The 21,141-nt window shown below is 62.5% G+C and carries 18 protein-coding genes; 11 read left to right on the top strand and 7 right to left on the bottom strand.

The window, feature by feature from the left end; translation table 11 throughout:
* Nucleotides 1–46 precede the first annotated feature (46 nt).
* The 5 genes from tetR (at nucleotide 47) to EKL15_RS16260 (ending at nucleotide 5,594) form a co-directional block, all read left to right on the top strand.
* A complete protein-coding gene (tetR, locus tag EKL15_RS16240; RefSeq protein ID WP_087762788.1) occupies nucleotides 47–688 on the top strand; it encodes a tetracycline resistance transcriptional repressor TetR in 642 nt (213 codons plus the stop codon).
* A 175-nt stretch (nucleotides 689–863) separates the two neighbouring features.
* The gene (locus EKL15_RS16245; RefSeq protein WP_060418803.1) at nucleotides 864–1,337 is read left to right on the top strand and encodes a (2Fe-2S)-binding protein; all 474 of its coding nucleotides are present in this window, start codon (nucleotides 864–866) and stop codon (nucleotides 1,335–1,337) included.
* Nucleotides 1,334–3,592, top strand: coding sequence for a molybdopterin cofactor-binding domain-containing protein (locus EKL15_RS16250; protein WP_197862343.1), 2,259 nt, complete (start codon nucleotides 1,334–1,336; stop codon nucleotides 3,590–3,592). The genes EKL15_RS16245 and EKL15_RS16250 overlap by 4 nt, the downstream gene beginning before the upstream one ends.
* A 28-nt stretch (nucleotides 3,593–3,620) precedes the next feature.
* Nucleotides 3,621–4,919, top strand: coding sequence for a cytochrome c (locus EKL15_RS16255; RefSeq protein WP_087762791.1), 1,299 nt, complete (start codon nucleotides 3,621–3,623; stop codon nucleotides 4,917–4,919).
* Between the two features lie 69 nt (nucleotides 4,920–4,988).
* The gene (locus EKL15_RS16260; RefSeq protein ID WP_038871554.1) at nucleotides 4,989–5,594 is read left to right on the top strand and encodes a nitroreductase family protein; all 606 of its coding nucleotides are present in this window, start codon (nucleotides 4,989–4,991) and stop codon (nucleotides 5,592–5,594) included.
* A 209-nt stretch (nucleotides 5,595–5,803) separates the two neighbouring features.
* Here EKL15_RS16260 and EKL15_RS16265 read toward each other — a convergent pair whose 3' ends face one another.
* On the bottom strand, nucleotides 5,804–6,376 hold the full coding sequence (locus EKL15_RS16265; protein ID WP_060418809.1) for a hypothetical protein: 573 nt from the start codon (nucleotides 6,374–6,376) through the stop codon (nucleotides 5,804–5,806).
* 133 nt (nucleotides 6,377–6,509) lie between these two features.
* Nucleotides 6,510–7,421, bottom strand: coding sequence for a DMT family transporter (locus EKL15_RS16270; RefSeq protein WP_060418811.1), 912 nt, complete (start codon nucleotides 7,419–7,421; stop codon nucleotides 6,510–6,512).
* 144 nt (nucleotides 7,422–7,565) lie between these two features.
* Between EKL15_RS16270 and EKL15_RS16275 the strand changes: the two genes are divergently transcribed.
* Nucleotides 7,566–8,120, top strand: coding sequence for a helix-turn-helix domain-containing protein (locus tag EKL15_RS16275; RefSeq protein WP_077267569.1), 555 nt, complete (start codon nucleotides 7,566–7,568; stop codon nucleotides 8,118–8,120).
* Between the two features lie 123 nt (nucleotides 8,121–8,243).
* A complete protein-coding gene (locus tag EKL15_RS16280) occupies nucleotides 8,244–10,169 on the top strand; it encodes a DUF3857 domain-containing protein (protein ID WP_100395767.1) in 1,926 nt (641 codons plus the stop codon).
* A 38-nt stretch (nucleotides 10,170–10,207) separates the two neighbouring features.
* Here the strand turns inward: EKL15_RS16280 and EKL15_RS16285 are convergent, their stop codons facing one another.
* The 3 genes from EKL15_RS16285 to EKL15_RS16295 form a co-directional block, all read right to left on the bottom strand.
* A complete protein-coding gene (locus tag EKL15_RS16285; protein ID WP_047567396.1) occupies nucleotides 10,208–10,564 on the bottom strand; it encodes a DUF1937 family protein in 357 nt (118 codons plus the stop codon).
* A gap of 98 nt (nucleotides 10,565–10,662) precedes the next feature.
* Entirely contained in the window at nucleotides 10,663–11,895 is a 1,233-nt protein-coding gene (gene eutH / locus EKL15_RS16290; RefSeq protein ID WP_033640245.1) for an ethanolamine utilization protein EutH, read from the bottom strand.
* Nucleotides 11,888–13,348 (bottom strand): glycerol kinase, encoded by a 1,461-nt coding sequence (locus tag EKL15_RS16295; protein WP_100395768.1) that lies wholly within the window; start codon nucleotides 13,346–13,348, stop codon nucleotides 11,888–11,890. The genes eutH and EKL15_RS16295 overlap by 8 nt, the downstream gene beginning before the upstream one ends.
* A gap of 257 nt (nucleotides 13,349–13,605) precedes the next feature.
* On the opposite strand from EKL15_RS16295, the gene EKL15_RS16300 reads away from it, so the two are divergent.
* The 3 genes from EKL15_RS16300 to EKL15_RS16310 all read left to right on the top strand — a co-directional run bounded on the left by EKL15_RS16300 (nucleotide 13,606) and on the right by EKL15_RS16310 (nucleotide 17,106).
* Nucleotides 13,606–15,009, top strand: a complete 1,404-nt coding sequence (locus tag EKL15_RS16300) for an NAD(P)/FAD-dependent oxidoreductase (protein ID WP_100395769.1) — start codon at nucleotides 13,606–13,608, stop codon at nucleotides 15,007–15,009.
* Entirely contained in the window at nucleotides 14,999–16,222 is a 1,224-nt protein-coding gene (locus EKL15_RS16305) for an FAD-dependent oxidoreductase (protein ID WP_100395770.1), read from the top strand. Before EKL15_RS16300 ends, EKL15_RS16305 begins: the two co-directional genes overlap by 11 nt.
* A 113-nt stretch (nucleotides 16,223–16,335) precedes the next feature.
* On the top strand, nucleotides 16,336–17,106 hold the full coding sequence (locus EKL15_RS16310; RefSeq protein ID WP_039566063.1) for a DeoR/GlpR family DNA-binding transcription regulator: 771 nt from the start codon (nucleotides 16,336–16,338) through the stop codon (nucleotides 17,104–17,106).
* 38 nt (nucleotides 17,107–17,144) lie between these two features.
* Here the strand turns inward: EKL15_RS16310 and ggt are convergent, their stop codons facing one another.
* Nucleotides 17,145–18,818: a gamma-glutamyltransferase gene (gene ggt / locus EKL15_RS16315; RefSeq protein WP_100395771.1), complete on the bottom strand. Its 1,674-nt coding sequence runs from the start codon at nucleotides 18,816–18,818 to the stop codon at nucleotides 17,145–17,147.
* 161 nt (nucleotides 18,819–18,979) lie between these two features.
* Nucleotides 18,980–19,843 (bottom strand): LysR substrate-binding domain-containing protein, encoded by an 864-nt coding sequence (locus EKL15_RS16320; protein ID WP_100395772.1) that lies wholly within the window; start codon nucleotides 19,841–19,843, stop codon nucleotides 18,980–18,982.
* Between the two features lie 143 nt (nucleotides 19,844–19,986).
* On the opposite strand from EKL15_RS16320, the gene EKL15_RS16325 reads away from it, so the two are divergent.
* Complete coding sequence (locus EKL15_RS16325) at nucleotides 19,987–21,123, top strand: agmatine/peptidylarginine deiminase (protein ID WP_100395773.1); 1,137 nt, start codon at nucleotides 19,987–19,989, stop codon at nucleotides 21,121–21,123.
* Nucleotides 21,124–21,141 lie beyond the last annotated feature (18 nt).

Genomic DNA, 21,141 nt, shown 5'->3' on the forward strand with positions numbered 1-21,141 from the left:
GATAGAGTATGGAGTATTCCACAGTTACCCTATCAGTGATAGAGAGATGAGCGAAAAAAATACTGCGGCGCGTTTAACGCGTGAAACCGTCCTGCGCGGGGCGCTGGCGTTACTGGATGACATCGGCATCGATGCCCTGAGCACCCGCCGCCTGGCGCAGCATCTGGGCGTGCAATCCCCCACGCTCTATTGGCACTTCAAAAACAAGGCCGAGCTGCTGAAGGCGATGGCGGAAACCATCATGTTGGATCACCGCGAAGAGGTGCCCGCCAAAATGCCCTGGCAGGCCTGGGTGACCGCCAATGCGATCAATTTCCGCCGTGCGTTGCTGGCTTACCGCGACGGGGCGCGCCTGCACGCCGGCACCCGGCCGCAGGAACCGCAGTTCGCCATCATCGAGGCCAAGGTGGCGCTGCTGTGCCGGGCGGGCTTTACGCCGGAACACGCCGTTAATCTGCTGTTCGCCGTCGGGCGTTTCGTGGTGGGTTGGGTGCTGGAAGAGCAGCAAATGCAGCCCGATGATGCGCTGAACGAAGCCGATCGCCGGCGCTACCCGCTGCTGTGTGGAGGCTGGGAAAAGCTGCAGGACAAGGGGGCAGACGCGCTGTTCGAAGCCGGCCTCCGGCTGTTGGTCGACGGCGCCGAGGCCGCGTTGGCGAACGCCAATAATCACGGCGCGCAATCATAAAACCAGGCTTATCTATAGGAAATTTATAGAAAATACCCACTTTTCGTTAAAGCCATGGCGGCTACATTCCCTTAACATTATCAAGTCTTTTGATGATAATTATTAGCACGCTGCACAATTATTCATCGCAGTGATGTTACGGATTAAATCCGTTTGCTTAAGGGATAGTTTCACCATGGAAATCAATGTTAACGGCCGGGTGGTTCCACTCGGCGATATCTCGCCCGACACCCCGCTGCTGTACGTTTTACGCAACGATCTGCAATTGAACGGCCCCAAATACGGCTGCGGCCTGGGGGAGTGCGGCGCCTGCACGGTGCTGATCGACGGCGTCGCCGCACGCTCCTGCTCAATGCCGCTGTCCGCCGTAGGAAAAAAATCCGTCACCACGCTCGAAGGCCTGAGTACACCGGAGGCGCTGCATCCGGTGCAGCAGGGGTTTATCGATGAGCAGGCGGCGCAGTGCGGTTACTGCACCAACGGCATGATCATGACGCTGGTCGCGCTGTTCGAGCGCGAGCCGGAGGCGGACGAACAAACCATCAAGAAAGAGCTGGCCTACAACCTGTGCCGCTGCGGCACGCATATCGAGATCCTGCATGCCGCCGAGCGCGCCCGCGATCTGCTGGCCGCGCGGAGGCAAGCATGAGCCGCCTCGAACTGACCCGCCGCCAGCTGCTGCAGGCCGGCGGTGTGGTAATGGTCAGCAGCCTGCTGCCCGCGTCGTTTAACGCCTTCGCCGCCGAGGCGGTTGCATCGCCCGCCGAGCTGCCGCTGGATCGGGTGGACAGCTTTATCAGCCTCACCGCCGACGGTCGGGTGACGGCGTTCAATGGCCACGTCGATCTGGGCACCGGCATTCGCACCGCGCTGGCGCAGATCGTCGCCGATGAAATTTGCGTGCCGTTCGAGCAAGTCACGATGATCCTTGGCGATACGCAACGCACGCCGGATCAGGGGCCGACCATCGCCAGCGCCACCCTTCAGGTGACGTCGGTGCCGCTGCGACAGGCGGCGGCGCAGGTGCGGCACCTGCTGACGGCGCTGGCGGCCAAAGCCTTCGAACTGCCGGCCGAACAGCTGACGGCGGCGGCGGGGCAGGTATTTGTGACCGGGAACCCAGGGCGATCGCTGAGCTATGCGCAGCTGGCGAGTGGGCAAAATCTGCACGTGATGCTGGATAAAAACGTGCAGCTGAACAGCGAACGGCAGAACCAGTATGTGGGCCGCGCCGTGCCCCGGGTCGATATTCCGGCCAAGGTCAGCGGTGGGCTGACCTACGTACACGACCTGCGCTTGCCCGGCATGCTGCATGGCCGCGTGGTGCGCCCGCCATACGCAGGCGCCGACAGCAGCGCGCCGTTGGGCAGTGGCCTGCTGTCGGTGGATAAAAGCTCGATCGCGCACCTGCCGGGCATCGTGAAACTGGTGGTGATCAACGATTTCATCGGCATCGTGGCCGAGCGCGAGGAGCAGGCAATCGCCGCCATGCGCCAACTGAAAACCACCTGGCAACCCTGGGCCGGATTGCCGGATCTGTCGCTGGAAGCGCTGCCCGCCGCGCTGGAGGTCAATCCGAAAACCGACCGCGTGCTGCGCGACGACGCGGGCACGGACGCCGCGTTGGCATTGCTGCATACCGAAGTGCAGGCCGACTATGTCTGGCCTTACCATCAGCACGCCTCGATCGGCCCTTCCTGCGCGGTGGCGGAGGTCAAAGACGGGCGGGCGCAGGTGTGGTCCGGCACGCAAAACCCGCACGATCTGCGCAAAGATATCGCCAGGCTGCTCGAGCTGCCGCCTGGGCAGGTGCACATCACCCGCATGGAGGCTTCCGGCTGCTATGGCCGCAACTGCGCCGACGACGTCTCGGCGGACGCGGCGCTGCTGGCGCGGGCCACCGGCCGACCGGTGCGCGTGCAGCTGATGCGCGAACAGGAATCCGGTTGGGAGCCGAAGGGCACCGGCCAGCTGATTCGGGTGCGCGGCGGCCTCGATGCGCAAAACCGGGTGGCGGCCTACGAATTGAAAACCAGCTATCCCTCCAACAATGCCGTGACCTTGCCGCTGGTGTTGACCGGCAAAGTGGCCAACCGGGCCGACGTGCAGCAGATGGGCGATCGCACCGCCATTCCGCAATACGAGTATCCGCACATGCGGGTCGTCTGCCAGGACGCCGCGCCGATCGTGCGGGCTTCGTGGATGCGCGGCGTTTCGGCGCTGCCCAACGTGTTCGCCCATGAGTCCTGGATCGACGAGCTGGCCTGGCGCGCCGGTGAGGATCCGATCGCGTTTCGTTTGCGCTATCTGAACGATCCGCGTGCGGTGGCTTTGATTGAAGCCCTGAAACGGCAGGCGAACTGGCAAGACGGCCCGGCGCACCGGGCGCGCGCCGCCGGCGCCGAAGTGGTGAGCGGCCGGGGCTTCGCCTACGCGCGCTATTTCCACAGCAAGTTCCCTGGCTTCGGCGCCGCCTGGGCGGCCTGGGTGTGCGATCTCAGCGTCAACCGCCGCTCCGGGCAGATCACGCTCGATAAAATCTTCGTGGCGCATGACTGCGGCCGCATGATCAACCCGGCCGGGGTGCGCCATCAGGTGCACGGCAACATTATCCAGTCCGCCAGCCGGGTGCTGAAAGAGTTTGTGACCTTCAACGAGACGGGGGTGACGTCATTGGACTGGGGCGGCTACCCGATCCTGCGCTTCGACGAACTGCCGCAGATCGATATCCAGCTGATCGACCGTCCGGAGGAAGCGCCGATGGGCGCCGGAGAATCCGCCTCGGTGCCGAGTGCCGCGGCGATCGGCAACGCGCTGTTTGACGCGCTCGGCGTGCGCCTGCGCGAGGTGCCGTTTACGCCGGCGCGGGTGCTCGCCGCGCTGCGCGCTCAGGCCGGCCATTAACCCCCCGTAACGAACAAGGACAGCAAAGATGAGTAAGATGAAAAAAATCGTCGGGTGGGGTGGCTTCACGGCGATCGCCGTTGTGGTGGCCGGCGTTGTCGCCAGCTGGCAACCGGAAATCGCGCCGCTCGCCGCCGATGCGACGCACAGTTTCAGCGAGGCGCAGATCGCGCGCGGCAAAACGCTGGCCGATCTCGGCGATTGCGCGGTGTGCCACACCCGTTCGGGCGGTGAGCGCAACGCCGGCGGGTTAGCGATGGAGATCCCCTTCGGCACCATTTACACCACCAACATCACGCCGGACGTGGAAACCGGCATCGGCAGCTGGAGCTATGCGGCGTTTGAACGCGCCATGCGCCACGGCGTCGATCGCCAGGGCCGCTACCTTTACCCGGCGTTTCCCTATACCGCCTTTACCCGCACCCGCGACGACGATCTGCAGGCGCTGTACGCTTACCTGATGTCGCAGCCGCCGGTCAACTCCCGGCCGCCGGCCACCGAGCTGCACTTTCCGTTCAATATCCGCCAGGGTATCTTCGCCTGGAACCTGCTGTTCCTGACGCCGGGCGCGATGCAGGAAGACCCGGCCCAAAGCGCCGCCTGGAACCGCGGCGCTTATCTGGCCGAAGGGCTGGGGCACTGTAGCGCCTGCCACTCGCCGCGCAACGTGCTGTTCGGCGAGAAAACCGGTAGCGACCACCTGGCCGGCGGCGTGGCGGAAGGCTGGACGGCGCCGGCGTTGACCGGCCGCTCGCCTGCGCCGCTCGATTGGACGCAGCAGGATCTGGTCGATTTTATGCGTACCGGCTACTCGGCCAACCACGGCGTGGCCGCCGGCCCGATGGCGCCGGTGATCGAAGAAGGGTTGTCCCGCTTGCCGCAGGCCGATCTGCAGGCGATCGCCGTCTATCTGCGCAGCTATCATCCTGAAACGGCGGCGAGCGCGACGGCGGCCGCGTTGAATGCTCAGGCGGAACGGCAGGTGGAGCCCCTGAGCTCGCAAGGCGCGCGGCTGTTTTCCGGCGCCTGCATGGCTTGCCATGCGCAGGAAAAAGGCGCGCAGATGGCAGGAGTGCGGCCGTCTCTGGCGCTGAACACCAACCTGTTTGCCGAGGCGCCGGACAACGCCATTCGCGTGGTGCTGGATGGCATACAGCGGCCGGCGAACGCCGAACTGGGCTATATGCCGGGCTTCCGCCATAACCTGGATGACGTGCAGATCGCCATCCTGCTCAACTACCTGCGGCAGCACTACGCCGGTCAGGCGCCGTGGCCCGATCTGGCGGCGCAGGTCGGCCGCCTGCGCGCCGAAACCGCGCAGAAATAGCCGCCGAGGGCTGGACAGGCGCGCCGCGTTGGCGACAATAGGGCCTTTCACATGGACAGAGGCAGTAAAATGAATACGTTAGACGCAATCCGCCAGCGCCGCGCCACCAAGCAGTTCGATACGCAGCACGTGATGACGCTCGAAGAGAAAAAAGCGTTGCTGACTATCGCGCTGCAGGGCGCACCCAGCGCTTTTAACCTGCAGCACTGGCGCCCGCTGCTGATCGAAGATCGCGCTCAGCGCGAGAAAATTCGCGAGGCGGCGTGGGGGCAGGCGCAGGTGACCGACGCATCGATGCTGGTCGTGCTGTGCGGCGATCTGTCGAGCTGGGAGTCACAGGTAAAAAACGTTTGGGCCGAGGCGGCGGAACCGGTACAGCAGTTCATGATCCCGGCCGTCGATCAGTATTATCGCGGTAAGCCACAGGTGCAGCGCGACGAAGTGATGCGCAGCAGCGGCATCTTCGCCCAGACGCTGATGCTGGCGGCCAAGGCGCAGGGCTACGACTCTTGCCCGATGGACGGGTTTGATTTCGACGCCGTGGGCGAAATCATCAACAAACCGGCGCACTATCAGATCGCGCTGATGGTCGCCATCGGTAAGGCGGCGGGGCAACCTTATCCGCGCATCGGCAAACTGCCGTTCGACGACGTGGTAAAAACCGACCGTTTCTGATCTGAACGGTGAATGACAAAAGGGAAGGCTTGCGCCTTCCCTTATTTTTTTGCGACGCACAGTTCGTTCCAGTAGCTGAAACGGATGCGCCGTTGCAGGCGGTGATGCCACATAGAACACTCCTTCTACCCTACACGGTTTAAATAAATAGCACCGCGCCGGGCGCAAGACGAATGCCTTATTGTGCATAGCTTGCCCGCCGGATGGGATTAGCGGTATTTATTGACGTTGGCCACGGCGGAATCTAAAGACGTTACCTTATATTTCCAATAGGTTATTTTATTGGCCTGCGCTGCGCCCACCGCACCGAAATAGGTTTGCCACGCCGTGGCGCTGGTCAACAAATCGCTAAACATCTGCCCCAGGTCGGTCACGCTCCAGACGGTACGGTAGCCTTTCACCGCAGAAGGCGCCGGCGGCGTATGCTGAACATAGCCGCCAACCGAATACCGGTTCTCGTAGGCCATAAATACGGTGTAGACCCGTCCGTGCGGCGCCGTATGCTGGTACCAGGGGATCACCACAAAATGGTGGACGGGCGGGCCAATCATGAAATGCCAAACGGCGGTTTCCGAGTTCGCCCCAGAGAACCCCAGCGCGATATTGATATTCTTTTGCATGTCACGGTTATTTTCGATCGTGGTTCCGGCCCCGCTATCGTCCTGCGTTTTGCCATAAACGGCCCGGCTCATTTGGGCGGGGACGCCAGGGCAATTATTTATTGCCATCAGAGAATTATTGCTGACGATGGCATTGATTAATGTCTCACCGGTATTGCTCATATTGATATTTCTCCACGCGCAAGGTAAATATTCTAATTATTTTCATGCTTAATAATTAGAATGGATTAAATAGGCTGAGTGGCGGCATCGATAATAAGGTTAGACATAAAACGCCTTCGGCATTCGTTTATGCTCATTTATTTTTCTGTCTCACGACGGCAGGCTCGGCTGCTGTTGAGATTGAATGGCGTTTATAAAACATCATGCCCGCCGCGGCGCCCAGGATCGCCAGCGTGCCCAGCAGCTGCAGCAGGCTGAGGCGGTGGCCGAACACCGCCCAGTCCACCACGATCGCCACCGCCGGGTAGATGAACGACAGGGCGCCGACCAGGGCCGTGGGGATCTTCTGAATGGCGCCATATAGCAACGTGGACATCAAACCGGTATGCACCAGGCCGAGGGTCGCCAGCAGCAGCCAGTCGAGGGGGGCCGCAGGCGGCGTAGCCAGGCCGGCGAACGGCGCCAGCGCCAACGCGCCGACGGTCAGCTGAATCAACACGATCAGCTGCGGCGGCAGCGCGGCCAGCTGTTTGACGATCGCCGCCGCAATGGCGTACATCAGGGCTGCGCCCAGCGCCAGCGCCACGCCGAGCAGGTAGCCATCGCCGCTGCCGCCGTTTTGCCGGCCGGCGACGATCAACACCATCCCCGCGAACGCCAGCAGAAGCCAGCCCAGCCGATCGGCCGTCAGTTTTTCGCCGAACAGCAGCGCCCCCAGCGCCACCAACATGAACGGCTGAACGTGGTAGGTGACGGTGGCGACAGCGATCGAAGCATGCTGATAGGCGGCAAACAGCAGCGTCCAGTTGAGCACCAGGGCGATCCCCCCCAGAATGGCGAAGGCCAGCTGGCGGCGGTTGATCGCGCCTTGTTTCAACTGACCGAGTGCGGCGCAGGTCGCCAGCATGGCCAGCGCGCCGAACGCGCAGCGCCAAAACACCACCGTCGCAGGCGGCTGCCCCAAAACGAGCACCGGCCACCCCACGGTGCCGGAGATGGTCATGGCGAGGATCATTTGCACTGCACCGCGCGTTTTCGTTTTCATGTTGTTTCCTTCGTTGCCTGGCCGTACTTGTGGTGAAGCGGCTTAATCATTAAAATGAACAATCGAACATTATGATGAACACGAACACGAGTGTTCGTCAAGCCGAACAAATGGATGACATAGCGAACAATGAGTGACGATCGGATGCAGAACATCACGCCTATCGGCCTGCTGTCGGCGGCAATCCGCCGCGAGCGGGAGCGGTTGAACCTGTCGGTGACCGAACTGGCGAAGCGAGCGGGCATCGCCAAATCCACGCTGTCGCAGCTGGAAGCCGGCAGCGGCAATCCCAGCCTGGAAACGCTGTGGGCGCTGGCGATGGCGCTGGACGTGCCGGTCAGCCGGCTGATTTCACAGCCGAGCAGGCAGGTGCAAGTGATCCGCGCCCATGAAGGTACGCCGGCGCTGTCGGAGCAGGGCAACTACGCCGCCACGCTGCTGGCCACCTGCCCGCCGGGGGCGCAGCGCGACATTTACCGGCTGCGGGTGCAGCCCGGCGAAGCCAAACTTTCCCGGCCGCATCCCCCCGGCACCGTCGAGCATGTGATCATCAGCAGCGGGCGGGCGCGCCTCGGGCCGGCGGACCAGCCGCTGGAGCTGAGCGCCGGCGATTACATCAGCTACTCCGCCGATCGCGAGCACGTTTTCGAGGCGCTGGAGCCGGAGACCACCGCCGTGATGCTGATCGAACAGGGGTAGCTCCGGCGTTGAAGGTCCGTTTATTGAAAATGATTCTCAATTATATTAGTGTGCCCGCCTGTTTTGACGCCGGGACGGGCGCGTAGCCCGGCGTCGCCGTTTATTGCCCTTCAAGGACCGAAGATGAAAATCGCTATTCCTTCCCTGCTGTTATTCGCCGGTTTGACGGCAACGCACCCGGCCACCGTGTTGGCCGTTGCACCGCCCGCCGCGGCGGATCAGGGCCAGAACGACACGGCCAACAACGATTTCAGCTTCGTACGCTATCGCGCGGATTACCGCGTCAACGCCAACGCCACCAACGTGAAAACGGAAAGCTACGAAATGCTGCTGAAGACCAAGGCGGCGGTCGAGAAATTCAGCCAGATCCGCCTGAGCTACAGCGAAAAAATGGAAACGCTGGAGGTGGTCGCCGCCTACACGCTGACCGCCGACGGCCAGCGCCACGACGTGGCGCCCGATCGCATCTATACCCAGGAAAGCTACTCCAGCGCCACGGCGCCGCTGTATGCCGACCGCAAAGTGCGCGTCATCGTGTTCTCCAACCTGGCGCCGGGATCGCGCGTGGTGTATGAGCTGCGCCGCACGCAAAACACCCCGTATTTCCCCGACTATTTCGGCCTGTGGGAGACGTTCAGCGTTTTCGACCAGTTCGACGACGCCGAAGTGACGCTGCAGGCGCCGGCCAGGCTGCCGATGCATATCTTCACGCGCGGCGTGGAAGGCGGGGACCAGCCGCAGATCCGCGACGGGCAGGCGCACTGGCGCTGGCATTATTCGCGCAGCACGCCGATGAAATCACAAAACTGGGCGGCGGACAGCTGGACCTTCAGCCCGACCATCATGGCCAGCACCTACCGCGAGTGGCCGCAGCTGGCCAAGGCCTACCAGCTGAAGGCCGGCGCGGCGGCGCAGGTGACGCCGGGCATTCAGGCGCTGGCGGACAACATCACCGCCGGCATCAGCGATCGGCGCGAGCAGGCGGAGGCCCTCTATCGCTGGGTGGCGCAAAACATTCGCTACGTGGCGGTGTACCTGGGCAACGGCGGGCTGGAGCCGAATTCGGCGCAGAGCATTCTCGACAACCACTACGGCGACTGTAAGGACCACGTGGTGATCCTGGAGGCGCTGCTCGCCGCCAAAGGCATTGCTAGCTCGCCGGTGCTGATCGGCATGGACGAAGGCCCGTTACTGCCTAAGGTGCCGCTGCTCAGCCGCTTTAACCACGCCATCACCTACGTGCCGGAATTCAAACTGTACCTGGACTCCACCAATCCGTGGGCGCGGTTCGGGCAACTGCCGGAAGGCGACCTGGGGGCACCGGTGCTGCTGACGCGCGACGCCAAGCTGGCGCGCACGCCGGGCAGCGACGAGCAGCCGGTCAAGAGCGCGCTGAGCGTCGATTTCGTGTTCGACAAAGCGGGCAATCTGCACGGGCAAACCGAGCGTCGGCTGAGCGAAGTGGAAGAGATTGACCTGCGGGGCTACTTCTCGCAGATCAACCGGCAGAACCGGGCGCAGGCCGAAGCGTCGATCATGTCCGCCTCCGGCATCGACGGCAGCGGCGAGGTGGCGATGAACAGCGATCCGCTGGATCTCAAAAAACAGTTCGGTTACCGCTTCCGCTTCAAGGCGGACGACTACGTCGATTTCGGCGTGGTGGGCGGCATGACCCTGCCGAATCCGCCCGGCGGCAAATCGTTTCGCACGCTGTATACCACCACGCCGGCGCCGGACAACGAAACGCCGTTCTACTGCAGCGCGCAGCGCTACGACGAAACCTACCGTCTGCAGCTGCCGGCCAACGTGCCGATCATCGCCATTCCGCAAGACAGGCAGTTCCGCAATGCGGCGGGCGACTATCGCGTGGCATGGCGGCGCGACGGGCAGCAGGTGATCGTCAATCATCGGCTGCAGGTGAACGCCATTCGCGGCAAGGAAGCGCTGTGCCAGGCGCAGGATTATCCGGCGTTCCGCGAGCTGTTCCAGCAGGTGCGGCGCGGTTTCCGCGGCCAGGTGGTGTACGGCGAATTGGCCAACGGAAAATAAGCTGCTGCCCCGTCGCGCTAAGCGGCGGGGCGCACGCCTCAGTTGAACTCGCCCGCGACCTCGGACCACAGGCTGACGCGGCAGCCGCGCGCGGCGAAAGAGTCCATCTCGCGCTTGATGCCGCCGCTCTCTTGCCAACCCGGCAAATCGAGCACGATCAACTCATCCATCGCCGCCATGAACAGGGCGTCGATCGGCGCCCACAACTTGCCGATGGCGGTTTTGTCGAGCTCTTGCAAACACAGATTGATCGGATGCGACATGCTGACCTGGCTAAAAACGGCGCTGCCGGCGCGCACGATAGCGGCGGCGACGTCGTTGCACGCCATAAAGCGCTGCTGCACGACGTTGGCGTCGGCGTGGCTGTAGGGGCAGGCCAAAAATATCTTTCTCATTACCGTTTTCTCTCTCAATAACTAGAACGTGGGGAAAAAAGGGCGCAGCTTCCCCGTGAGGCGGCGCCCCGTTTATTTTTTATGGTGCAGGGATAAATTCAGCGAGCGGCGGCGGCGATGGCCGTCGACTGCCTTTGCGTCTGTTCTTTTTCCAGCAATTCGGCTTCCGGCACCGAGATCTTGATGGCGATCAGCACGGCAATCATGCCGCCGAGGAATTTACCCATCATGATCGGCAGCACCAGCGAAGGTTGGAAGTTAGCGGTAAACGCCAGGTGATCGCCCAACGTCGCCTGCGCACAAATACCGAAGGCGACGCACAGCACCTTATCGCGTGCCCGCATGCCTTTGAACAGGTGATAAACCGCGATGATATTAGCCAGCACCATAATAAAGCCCAGTGCGCCGGTATCCGACAGGCCGAGTTTTCTGCCGATGAAATGCATCGGCTTACGGCAATAGCGCTGGAACAAATAACAAATGGGGAATGTGCCCGCCAGCATAATGCCGATGTAACCGGCAATCTCGATAGCGCGGAATAATTCGTCTTTGTCGGCGAATAACGGATCGAATACCCAGCCGCCGAAGACCTTTTTAAACACGCCGGTAAAATGCTCGATGATGCACAGCGCCAACACCAGTTTGATAAAGGCGTCCGCCGCCTTGCCGAAGATCAGGAACCCTTTCACCATGGCCGCCGGCCGCAGCTTCAGGCCCAGCGCCAGCAGGAAACACAGGGCAAACAGCGGCGACAGCAGCCGCAGCGCCTGCAGGAAATCCAGCTGCAGATAGTGCGCGGCGGGCGAGGTGGTGGAAATGATCTCCCTGACCGGCAGGTTGTTGAAGGTGATGGTCACCAGGGCGATCAGCACGGCGAACGGAATGCTGATCAGGCCCGCCATCGCGCCCAGCGCCAGATATTTATGGTCGTCGCGGTTCAGCATGATAAGCCCGACGGGGATCAGGTACACGATGCTGGCGCCGGAGGTGTAACCCACCAGCATGGCGACGATCCACATGTCGCGGTTGGCGGCGATGGCGTCGGCCAGCTGATAGCCGCCCATGTCCACGGCGATCACCGCCAGCGCGGCGATCGAGGCGTCGGAGCCCAGCGCCGAGAAGAAGGGGCCAATGCTGTACATGATCAGGTAAGAGATGATCGGGATCGCCGCCATGATGCCCGCCTGGGCGAGAAACACCGGGCCGATGGCGTGAATGCCGTTGACGAACTCGCGCCCCAGTTCACCTTCCGGTTTAACGATCGACGCCAGTGCACCGATCAGGGTACCGGCCATGATGATATAGATGATGAAATTACCGAACTCAGCCATGGTGTTCCTCCTGCGATGAACGTAAGCCGCGCGAGCGGGCGATGATTTCCTGATAGCGGGCGAACCAGACCGCCATATCGACCTCGGCGGGCTCCGTCACTTCATAGCGGTTGAGCACCTTAAGCGGCTGTTCCACGCCCAGCCCTTTGCGCGCCAACTGCGCCACGCCCTGAGCGGTGATCTCTTTGTTGGCGGGCGTAACGATGCGCTTTTGGATCAGGTTGGCGAGGAACTGCGTGAAATAGCGGTTGGCGGACAGGCCGCCGTCCACCGAAATGCTGTCGCCGATCGGTTTCAACTTATCCATGGCGTTGATCACCTCGGCGGAACGCATGGCGATGCCTTCGAGGATCGACTGCAGCAGATCCTTGCGTTCGGTTTCCAGCGACAGGCCGGCCCACATCCCGGCGGCGGAGCGATCCCAATACGGGCAGGCCAGCCCGGAAAGCGCGGGCACAAAGGCCAGGCCGCGCGCGATGGCAGGCTGGGCCGGGAAATCGCCGAATTCATCGAAGTCGTTGAACAGGCCTATCTTTCTCGCCCAGTTAATGGCGGAGGCCGCGTTATAAACGCCGCCGTCCAGGCCATATACCGGCTCGCTGGCGGGCAGCTTCCAACACAGCGTGGGCAACAGGCCGGACTCGCCGGCGTCGATCGGGCGCGGCCCGGTGATCGCCTGTAAAAAGGCGCCGGTGCCGAAGGTGATCTTCATCTGCCCCGGTTGATGGCAGCCGTGGCCGTATGTGCCGGCAAACTGGTCGACGATGCAGGCCGTCAGCGGCACCGGTTTGCCGTTGAGCGCGACGTCGCCGAAGTGGCCGATGTTGTCTCTGACCTCGGGCAGGCTGTCGATCGGCACGCCGAACAAACGGCACAGCTCTTCATCCCACTGCAGGGTATGAATGTTGAACAACGAGGTGCGCGAGGCGGAGTTATAGTCGGTGAGATGCCGGCCGCACAGGTGGAACAGGAAGAAGGCGTCCATGGTGCCGAGCCGCAGGCGGCCGCGTTGCGCCAGCTGCCTGGCCCCCGGCGCGTTGTTCATCAGCCAGCCCATCTTGCTGGCGGAGAAGTAGGTATCGAGCGGCAGACCGGTTTTCGCCATCACCAGCGGCTCGACGCCTTCGCGTTTCAGGCGCTGGATCTCCGGCTCGGTGCGCTGATCTTGCCAAACGATGGCGTTGTACAGCGGCAGGCCGCTGTCGGCGTCCCAGGCCAGCAGGCTTTCGCCCTGATGCCCTAAACCGATGGCGTCCACCATGTCGCACTGGCTGAGACAGCGGCGGATATTCGCCAAAATCTCCAGGGCGTCGTGTTCCACCCAGCCCGGATTGGGGGTGATCTGCTTGTGCGGCATGCTGGCCGGCGAATGGTGCCTGCCGTCTTCGCCGAACACCACGACCCGGGTGCCGGTGGTTCCCTGATCAATCGCGGCATAACGTTGATTCATCATTGCTTCGCTCTCTTATAGGTTTTGTTTTTTATTGTGCCTGGTGTTGGTTGTGTGACTGTTTTAATAATCTATCTTCAATTTCACACATTAAAGCAACATAAATCACAAGATAAAATAACCCCGCGTGATCGACCTCATACTTTTTGCTTATCACCCCATTCTGCGGCTTTTTTTTGGGAGTTATGTTGTTTTTGTCATTTCAAATGCGGTTATTGTGTGGTTTTATTGTGGTTATCACATCAAAACGGGACATCAGCATGATGGAAGAACAAACGGGTTGGGACATTGTCGTGATTGGCGGCGGTGTGGTCGGGTGTGCGGTATTCCGCAAATTCTGCCTGATGGGCGCCCGTACGCTGCTGTTGGAAAAGGGGGGCGATATCCTGTCCGGCGCCAGCAAAGCCAACAGCGCGCTGCTGCATACCGGCTTCGATGCGCCCAGCGGCAGCCTGGAGCTGCGCTGCATGCAGGCCGGCTACCGAGAATTTATCGCCATTCGCGAACGAATGAATCTGCCGCTGCTGCCCACCGGCGCGCTGGTCGTGGCCTGGGACGAGCAGCAGTTGGCGGCGCTGCCCGCGATCGTGCAGCAGGCACATGACAACGGCGTGCCGGACGTGGCGCAGATCGACGCCGCCGAGCTGTATCGCCGTGAACCGCAGCTGGCGCCCGGCGCATTGGCGGCGGTAGAGGTGCCGGGCGAGAGCGTGATCGATCCCTGGAGCACGCCGCTGGCTTACCTGACGCAGGGCGTCAAACACGGCGGCGACTATCGCTTCAATACCGAGGTGACCGGCGCCGAACGCTTGCCGACCGGCTGGCGGCTAACCAGCAACCGGGGCGAGTTTCACGGCCAAATCGTCATCAACTGCGCCGGCAATCAGGGCGACCGGGTAGAAAGTTTCTGCCATCAGCCCGAGTTTGAAATCCGCCCGCGCAAAGGGCAGTTCCTGGTGTTCGACAAGGCCGCCGCCGGACAGATCAACGCCATCATCTTGCCGGTACCGACGGCGATCACCAAAGGGGTGCTGCTGTCGAAAACCATCTTCGGCAATCTGTTGCTGGGGCCGACCGCCGAAGAACAGCAGGATCGCGAGACGGCGACGGTGGACGAAACCAAAATGCGCGAGCTGATCGAGCAGGGCACCCGGCTGCTGCCCACGCTGGCAAATTACAGCGTGACCGCCAGCTATGCCGGATTGCGCCCGGCGACCGAACAGAAACACTACCGCATTCAGCCCTATCCCGAGCGGCAGTGGATCTGCGTGGCGGGCATTCGCTCCACCGGCCTGACGGCGGCGCTCGGCATCGCGCAATACGTGGAGCAGCTTTACCGCGACCATTTTACGCCGTGCTTCACGCCGACGGCGCCGCAGACCGTGCATTGGCCGCAGATGCCGATGCTCGCCGACTACGGGCTGCGCGATTACGCGCGCCCGGACAACGGCGGTATCGTTTGCCATTGCGAGCTGGTGACCCAGCGGGAAATCGAGGCGGCGTTCGATTCCGCCGTGCCGCCGGAGTGCATCGGCGGGCTGCGGCGCCGCACGCGCGTGATGATGGGGCGCTGCAACGGTTTTTATTGCAGCAGCCGGGTGGCGGAAATGGTAGGCGATCGTTTTGGCCAGACGCTGGCCGTAGGGAGCATTGATGAAAACTGAGTATCAGGTGGCGATTGTCGGCGCCGGGCCGGCCGGGATCGCGGCGGCGACCGCGCTGCGGCAGGCGGGGATCGAGGATGTGGTGCTCCTGGAACGGGAGCGGGAAGCGGGCGGCGTGCCGAGACACTGTCGGCACCCCACCTTCGGGCTGCAAACGTTTTACCGGCCGATGCTCGGCTCCACCTATGTCGATAAGATACTGGCGCGCGCCGGGCAGGTGGAAATCCGCACCGGCGTGACGGTGCTCGCCATCAAGCCGGGCGGCGAGCTGAGCATCACGGATCGCCGCGGCGTCAGCACCTTGAAAGCGCAGCGGGTGATCCTGGCGACCGGCGTGCGAGAAACGCCGCGCCATCCGCGCCTGGTGAGCGGCCTGCGGCCGCAGGGCGTGCTGACCGCCGGCGCGCTGCAGCAGTTCGTCTATCTGCGCGGGCTGCAGCCGGGCAAGGCGCCGGTGGTGGTCGGCACCGAGCTGGTCAGTTTCTCCGCGCTGTGGACGCTGCGCAACGCCGGCGTGCGCGCCGTCGCCATGATTGAAAACGGCGACAGGCCCGTTGCCTGGCGTCTGAGCGCGCTCTATGCGCGCCTGATGGGGGTGCCGATCCATTACTCTTCGCGGGTGACCGATATTGCTGGCCGCGATCGGGTCGAATCCATCGAGGTGGAAAACCGCCGCGGGGAGAAACAGCGCATCGCCTGCGACAGCCTGATCTTCACCGGCCGTTTCACCGGGGAGTATACGCTGATCCGCCAGAGCCACCTGGCGCAGCGGCCGGACAGCGGCTGCCCGCTGACCGATCAGTTCGGCCGCTGTTCCGACACCGCCTATTTCGCCGTCGGCAACATGCTGCATCCGGCGGACATGGGCGACCAGTGTTATCAGGAAGGGCTGCGCGTTGGCGAAGCCGTTGCCCGTTCGCTGCAACGCACGCTGCCGCCGGCGCGGCAAATTCTCCCGGTGCGACACGACGAGCGGATCCGCCTGACCGCGCCTGCCAACGTGGCGCTGATCGGCAAACCCACCCGGGTCACGATCAATATGCGGGTGGAACGGGCGGTGTCCGGTTCGGTGGTGGTGCGGCTGGGCGAGGAAGTGCTGTATCGCAAAACGCATCGCTGCCTGCCGGAACGGCGGATCCTGCTGCGCAACATCGCTTTGCCGGCCGACGGCGAGCGTGACGCGCTGCACATCAGCATCGAATCCGCCGGGTGAACGATGGCAACGGCTTGCGTCTAACGCCCTGAAACCCGTAGTATTCTGTCAGTTGACGCCGCGAGTCTCGGCGCAAGCGGTCACTCTTACTTAAGGCAGCGAGTGTAATGTGAATGGATATCTCTAATTCCGTGGATAGGCGCAATGAAATACTGGCGCTGATCCAGGCCAACGGCCGGGTTTACGTGAATGAGCTGGCGGATAAATTCCAGGTTTCGCAGGAAACCATTCGGCGCGATCTCAACAAGCTGGAAGATTATCGGCTGATTAAGAAGATCCACGGCGGTGCGGTCAGCAGCCAGTTCAAATTCGAGCATGAATTCAACGAACGGGCCAAAATCGCCGAGGCCGAGAAGCGCGCCATCGCGGAGAAAGCGGTGACGCTGATCCAGCCGGGCGATACGGTGTTCGTGGATTTCGGCTCCACCACGCTGGAGTTCGCCCGCCAGTTGGCGACCGTCGATCAGCTGACGGTGATCACCAATTCGCCGCTGATCGCCAACGTCTGTCTGGAAAATGACTCCATCGACGTGGTGCTGATCGGCGGGCAGTTCATCGGCTCCAAAATGGAGTGCCTGGGGGCGATCGCGCTGAATAACATCGAGGCGTTTTTCGCCGATTACGCCATCATCGGCGCCGGCGCGGTCAATGTGCAGACCGGGGTGATGGATCAAAACGTCAATGAGGCGGCCATCGCGCGCAAAATGATTGCGCAAAGCCGCAAATGCATCGTATTGGCGGACGAAAACAAGCTGCGTGGGCATGCGATGACGTTGGTGGCCAAATGGCCAGAGATCGATTATCTGGTGACCTCCGACAGCGGCAACGCGTTGGAAGGGCTGGTTTTCCCGGCCAACGTCAATGTGTTGGTCGCACAGGTATAAGCGGCGGCCCGTTTAACCGGAGGCGGGCCGCCGGGGCGTTACTTTTTCACCACCAGGCCCACGCCGCGGCCGCGCGGATCGGACGCGGTTTCCGGCGTGCGGCCATCGATGCGGATAGCCTGAATGTCCCCCATGTTCCAGCCCTGATCTTCGAGGGTGTAGCCCATGGCTTTCAGCTCTTCCGCCGGTTTGCCGGTCAGCGGCGCAAAGCTGTCATAGTAGAGGGTGTCCTTCGGCAACAGCTGATGGTGCACGCGCTGGGCGGCCACCGCCTGCGCCAGCGGCAGATGGTAATCGTAGAGGTTGTTGATCACCTGGAAGATCGACGTGAAGATGCGCGATCCGCCCGGCGTGCCGATCACCAGGCTGACCTCGCCGTCGCGGGTGATGATGGTCGGGCTCATCGAGGAGAGCATGCGCTTGCCCGGCTCGATGGCGTTGGCGTCGCTGCCCACCACGCCGAAGGCATTGGCGACGCCGGGTTTGGCGCTGAAATCGTCCATCTCGTCGTTGAGCAGGAAGCCGGCGCCTTTGACCACCACGCCGCTGCCGAAGTCCCAGTTGAGCGTATAGGTGTTGCTGACCGCGTTGCCGGCGGCATCAACGATTGAGAAGTGGGTGGTTTGGTGGGTTTCCAGCCCTGGCCGCACCTGTTCGGTCGGCGAGATCGCCGTCGGGTTGATTTCGGCGGCGCGTTTTTGCAGGTAGTCGGGGGCGATCAGCTGTGCTTCCGGCACCTTAGTGAAATCCGGGTCGCCGAGGTAGTCGGCGCGATCGGCGAACACGCGCTTTTCGATTTCCGCCAGCAGGTGGATATAGCGCGCCGAGTTCAGCGGCACACCCTTGAAGTCGGCGGCGCGATCTTCTTTTATCCCCAGCAGCTGCGCCAGCGCAATGCCGCCGGAGCTGGGCAGCGGGGCGGTATATACGGTGTTGCCGCGCCAGCTGATGCGCATCGGCTCACGCCATTTCACCCGATAGTCGGCCAAATCCGCCGCGCCGATCAGCCCGTTGTCGCGCTGCATTTGCGCCACCAGCAGGCGCGCGGTTTCGCCGTGATAAAAATCGTCGGCGCCCGACTTGGCGATGCGCTCGAGGGTGGCGGCCAGCTCCGGCTGTTTGAACACCGTGCCGGGCTTCATGGCGCCGAAATAGTCGCCAAAGTTGGTTTTACCGGCGAACAGCTTGTTGGCGTCTTCACGGTACTGATACTGCTGATCCGCCACGGTGAAACCTTGCCGGGCGTAGCCGATCGCAGGCGTCAGCAGTTCGGCCCACGGCAGCTTGCCGAAGCGCTTGTGGGCTTCCCACAGCCCCAGCACGGTGCCCGGCACGCCGGCGGCGCGGCTGCCCACCAGGCTGAGATTTTCGATCACTTCACCTTTCTCGTTCAGGTATAGGGTTTTGCTGGCGGCCTTGGGGGCCACTTCGCGGTAGTCGAGGAAATAGGGTTTGCCGTCGATATACAGCGTCATAAAGCCGCCGCCGCCGATATTGCCGGCTTCAGGGTAGGTGACCGCCAGGGTAAAGGCGGTGGCGACCGCCGCATCGACCGCGTTGCCGCCGGCCTGCAGAATGTGCGCGGCGACTTTTGCGCCATACTGATCCGGGGCGGCGACCGCGCCGGCGGTCAGATCGGCGGCAAAGGCGGTAGGAACGGTGCAGGCCAGGGCCACGCTCAGAGCTATCGTTTTCAATAAACCGGCAGACATAGAAGATCCTTTTAGCGATTTTCAGTTATCAGGTGAATTCAACTAATTATTTTGAAACAGCAGGTTAGCGCGTTTTCTTCGGGCTGTTGCGGCGCTTTATTGAAGGTAGCAGCGGTCAGGCGGGGCCGCCTGACCAGAGTAGCGAATCGTGACGTGGCGCGTTATGCGCCGGCGGGCAACGCCGACTGCAGCCATTGGCAGAAGTGCCGGGCGAGCGGGTTGTGTTCGCTGTCGCGGTGCAGCAGCCACGCCCAGTTGGCACCGCGCACGCGTTGCTCGGTTAACGGTTGCAGCAGCCCGGCGTCGCGCGCGTGCTGCGCCAGCAGTTGGCTGACCAACGCGATGCCGAGGCCATTGCAGGCGGCGTCCAGCAGCAGACCGGGATCGGAGAAGTTCAGCCCGCTATCGCGCTGGCCGACGTGCGCACCGCCCGCCACCGTCCAGTGGCTCCAGTCCATCTCCCGTTCGCCGTGCAGGGTCACGCGCTGCTCCGCCGCCAGCGCCAGCAGGCTGGGGTGGCAGGCGGGATAGAGCCGGTCGCTGCAGAGCACGTTAAAGCTGCAGTCCGCCTGCGCGCTGAGATCGTCGCGGATCGCCAGATCGATACTGTCCGTCGCCATATTCGGCGGTTCAAAGCTGGTGAACAGCCACAGGTCGACCTGCGGATGCTGCCGATTGAAGTCGCCCAGCCGCGGCATCAGCCAGTGCCGGGCGAAAGCCGGAGTGGTGTTGACGATCAGCTGATTGGGTTTGCGGTACTGATCCAAACGGCGAATGCCGACCGCCAGCTGTTGCAGCATCACCTGCGCGGTGCTGAACAGATCGTGGCCGGCATCGGTCAGCGCCACGCTGCGGCCGGTGCGGAAGAACAGCGGCTGCTCCAGAAACGCTTCGAGGCTGCGGATCTGCTGGCTGATGGCCGATTGGGTAAGGTGCAGCTCTTCGGCAGCCTGATGAAAACTGCCCAGGCGCGCTGCCGCTTCGAAGCCGCGTAGCGCGCTCAAGGGGGGCCAGTATTTTAACATTATCGATAAGCCTGTCTAATCAGATATCCACTAAATATATCGTTTGTCGCGGTGGCAGGGGAAGACTAGCATAAGATTCAACCGCATAACCATGAATTATTCGGTTAACTTTTTGAATTATAAATGATTAAAAGAGGTCTTTAATGTCAAATCGCCGCGTGTTTATTAAACAGCTTTCCGCCGTCGCCGGAGTCGGTCTGACGGCCTCGCTGGGTGTTTCGTTACACGGTCACGCAGAAGCTGCGCTTAATCCGGCCTGGCGGATGCCCGACGAAGGGGAACCGCAGCAGCGGGCATTTCTCGCTTTCGGCGCGCAGCGGGCCATCTGGGGCGAATTCACGGCGGATGTGCAGGCGGCGCAGGGCCGTATCGCCCGCGCCATCGCCGAGTTTCAGCCGGTGACGGTATTTTGCCGCGAGCATGAACGGCAATTGGCCGAGGCCACCTGCGGCAGTCACAACGTCAGCTATGTCGTCACCGAGCTGGATGACATCTGGGTGCGCGATTTCGGCGCCAATTTCGTCGTCAACGGCGCCGGCGAACTCGGGGCGGTGGATTTCAACTTCAACGGCTGGGGCAATAAGCAGCGGCATGCCAAGGATGCGCGCCTGGCGGCGTTTGCCGCCAACCGCTACGGTGCCGCCCAACTGCGCCGCAGCGCACTGATAGGCGAAGGCGGCGGTATCGAAGTGGATGGGTACGGCACCGGCATCATGACCGAAAGCAGCTGGGTGAATGCGAACCGTAATCCGGGCTGGAGCCGGGACCGGGTGGAGCAGGAGCTGAAAGCGATGCTCGGCCTGCGCAAAATTATCTGGCTGCCGGGCATTAAAGGCCGGGACATCACCGACGCCCACGTCGATTTTTACGCCCGCTTCGTGCGGCCGGGCGTGGTGGTGGCCAATCTGGACACCGATCCGGCTTCTTATGACCATGCGGTTACCCAGCAACATCTGGCGATCCTCAAGGCGGCGACCGACGCCGACGGCCGCCGGCTGCAGGTGCATACGCTTTCGCCGCCGCTGGCGCCGCGTGACAGCCGATTCAGCCGCAACAATCCGGATTTTGCGGCGGGCTACATCAACTATTTCGTCATCAACGGCGCGGTGATCGCCCCGGAGTTTGGCGACCCGCAGGCGGACCGGGCGGCGCTTGAGCTGCTGACGGCGCTCTATCCGCAGCGCAAGGTGGTGCAGTTGGAGATCGACGCCATCGCGGCCGGCGGCGGCGGCATTCACTGCGCAACCAACCAACTGCCGGTGCATGGCAGGTCACGCTGAATAGGGCGCTTCGCGCCC

Origin of the sequence: Serratia sp. 4542 (genome assembly GCF_016805595.1) — a bacterium.
GTDB classification, from domain to species: Bacteria; Pseudomonadota; Gammaproteobacteria; order Enterobacterales; family Enterobacteriaceae; genus Serratia; species Serratia nevei.

Bases quoted from the DNA above. Each gene is read 5' to 3' on its own strand.
- EKL15_RS16280 (WP_100395767.1), top strand. From the start codon at position 8,244: ATGAAAATCGCTATTCCTTCCCTGCTGTTATTCGCCGGTTTGACGGCA.
- EKL15_RS16270 (WP_060418811.1), bottom strand. From the start codon at position 7,421: ATGAAAACGAAAACGCGCGGTGCAGTGCAAATGATCCTCGCCATGACC.
- EKL15_RS16260 (WP_038871554.1), top strand. From the start codon at position 4,989: ATGAATACGTTAGACGCAATCCGCCAGCGCCGCGCCACCAAGCAGTTC.
- EKL15_RS16300 (WP_100395769.1), top strand. From the start codon at position 13,606: ATGATGGAAGAACAAACGGGTTGGGACATTGTCGTGATTGGCGGCGGT.
- EKL15_RS16295 (WP_100395768.1), bottom strand. From the start codon at position 13,348: ATGATGAATCAACGTTATGCCGCGATTGATCAGGGAACCACCGGCACC.
- EKL15_RS16265 (WP_060418809.1), bottom strand. From the start codon at position 6,376: ATGAGCAATACCGGTGAGACATTAATCAATGCCATCGTCAGCAATAAT.
- tetR (WP_087762788.1), top strand. From the start codon at position 47: ATGAGCGAAAAAAATACTGCGGCGCGTTTAACGCGTGAAACCGTCCTG.
- EKL15_RS16250 (WP_197862343.1), top strand. From the start codon at position 1,334: ATGAGCCGCCTCGAACTGACCCGCCGCCAGCTGCTGCAGGCCGGCGGT.
- EKL15_RS16285 (WP_047567396.1), bottom strand. From the start codon at position 10,564: ATGAGAAAGATATTTTTGGCCTGCCCCTACAGCCACGCCGACGCCAAC.
- ggt (WP_100395771.1), bottom strand. From the start codon at position 18,818: ATGTCTGCCGGTTTATTGAAAACGATAGCTCTGAGCGTGGCCCTGGCC.
- EKL15_RS16320 (WP_100395772.1), bottom strand. From the start codon at position 19,843: ATGTTAAAATACTGGCCCCCCTTGAGCGCGCTACGCGGCTTCGAAGCG.
- EKL15_RS16325 (WP_100395773.1), top strand. From the start codon at position 19,987: ATGTCAAATCGCCGCGTGTTTATTAAACAGCTTTCCGCCGTCGCCGGA.
- EKL15_RS16310 (WP_039566063.1), top strand. From the start codon at position 16,336: ATGGATATCTCTAATTCCGTGGATAGGCGCAATGAAATACTGGCGCTG.
- eutH (WP_033640245.1), bottom strand. From the start codon at position 11,895: ATGGCTGAGTTCGGTAATTTCATCATCTATATCATCATGGCCGGTACC.
- EKL15_RS16275 (WP_077267569.1), top strand. From the start codon at position 7,566: ATGCAGAACATCACGCCTATCGGCCTGCTGTCGGCGGCAATCCGCCGC.
- EKL15_RS16255 (WP_087762791.1), top strand. From the start codon at position 3,621: ATGAGTAAGATGAAAAAAATCGTCGGGTGGGGTGGCTTCACGGCGATC.
- EKL15_RS16245 (WP_060418803.1), top strand. From the start codon at position 864: ATGGAAATCAATGTTAACGGCCGGGTGGTTCCACTCGGCGATATCTCG.
- EKL15_RS16305 (WP_100395770.1), top strand. From the start codon at position 14,999: ATGAAAACTGAGTATCAGGTGGCGATTGTCGGCGCCGGGCCGGCCGGG.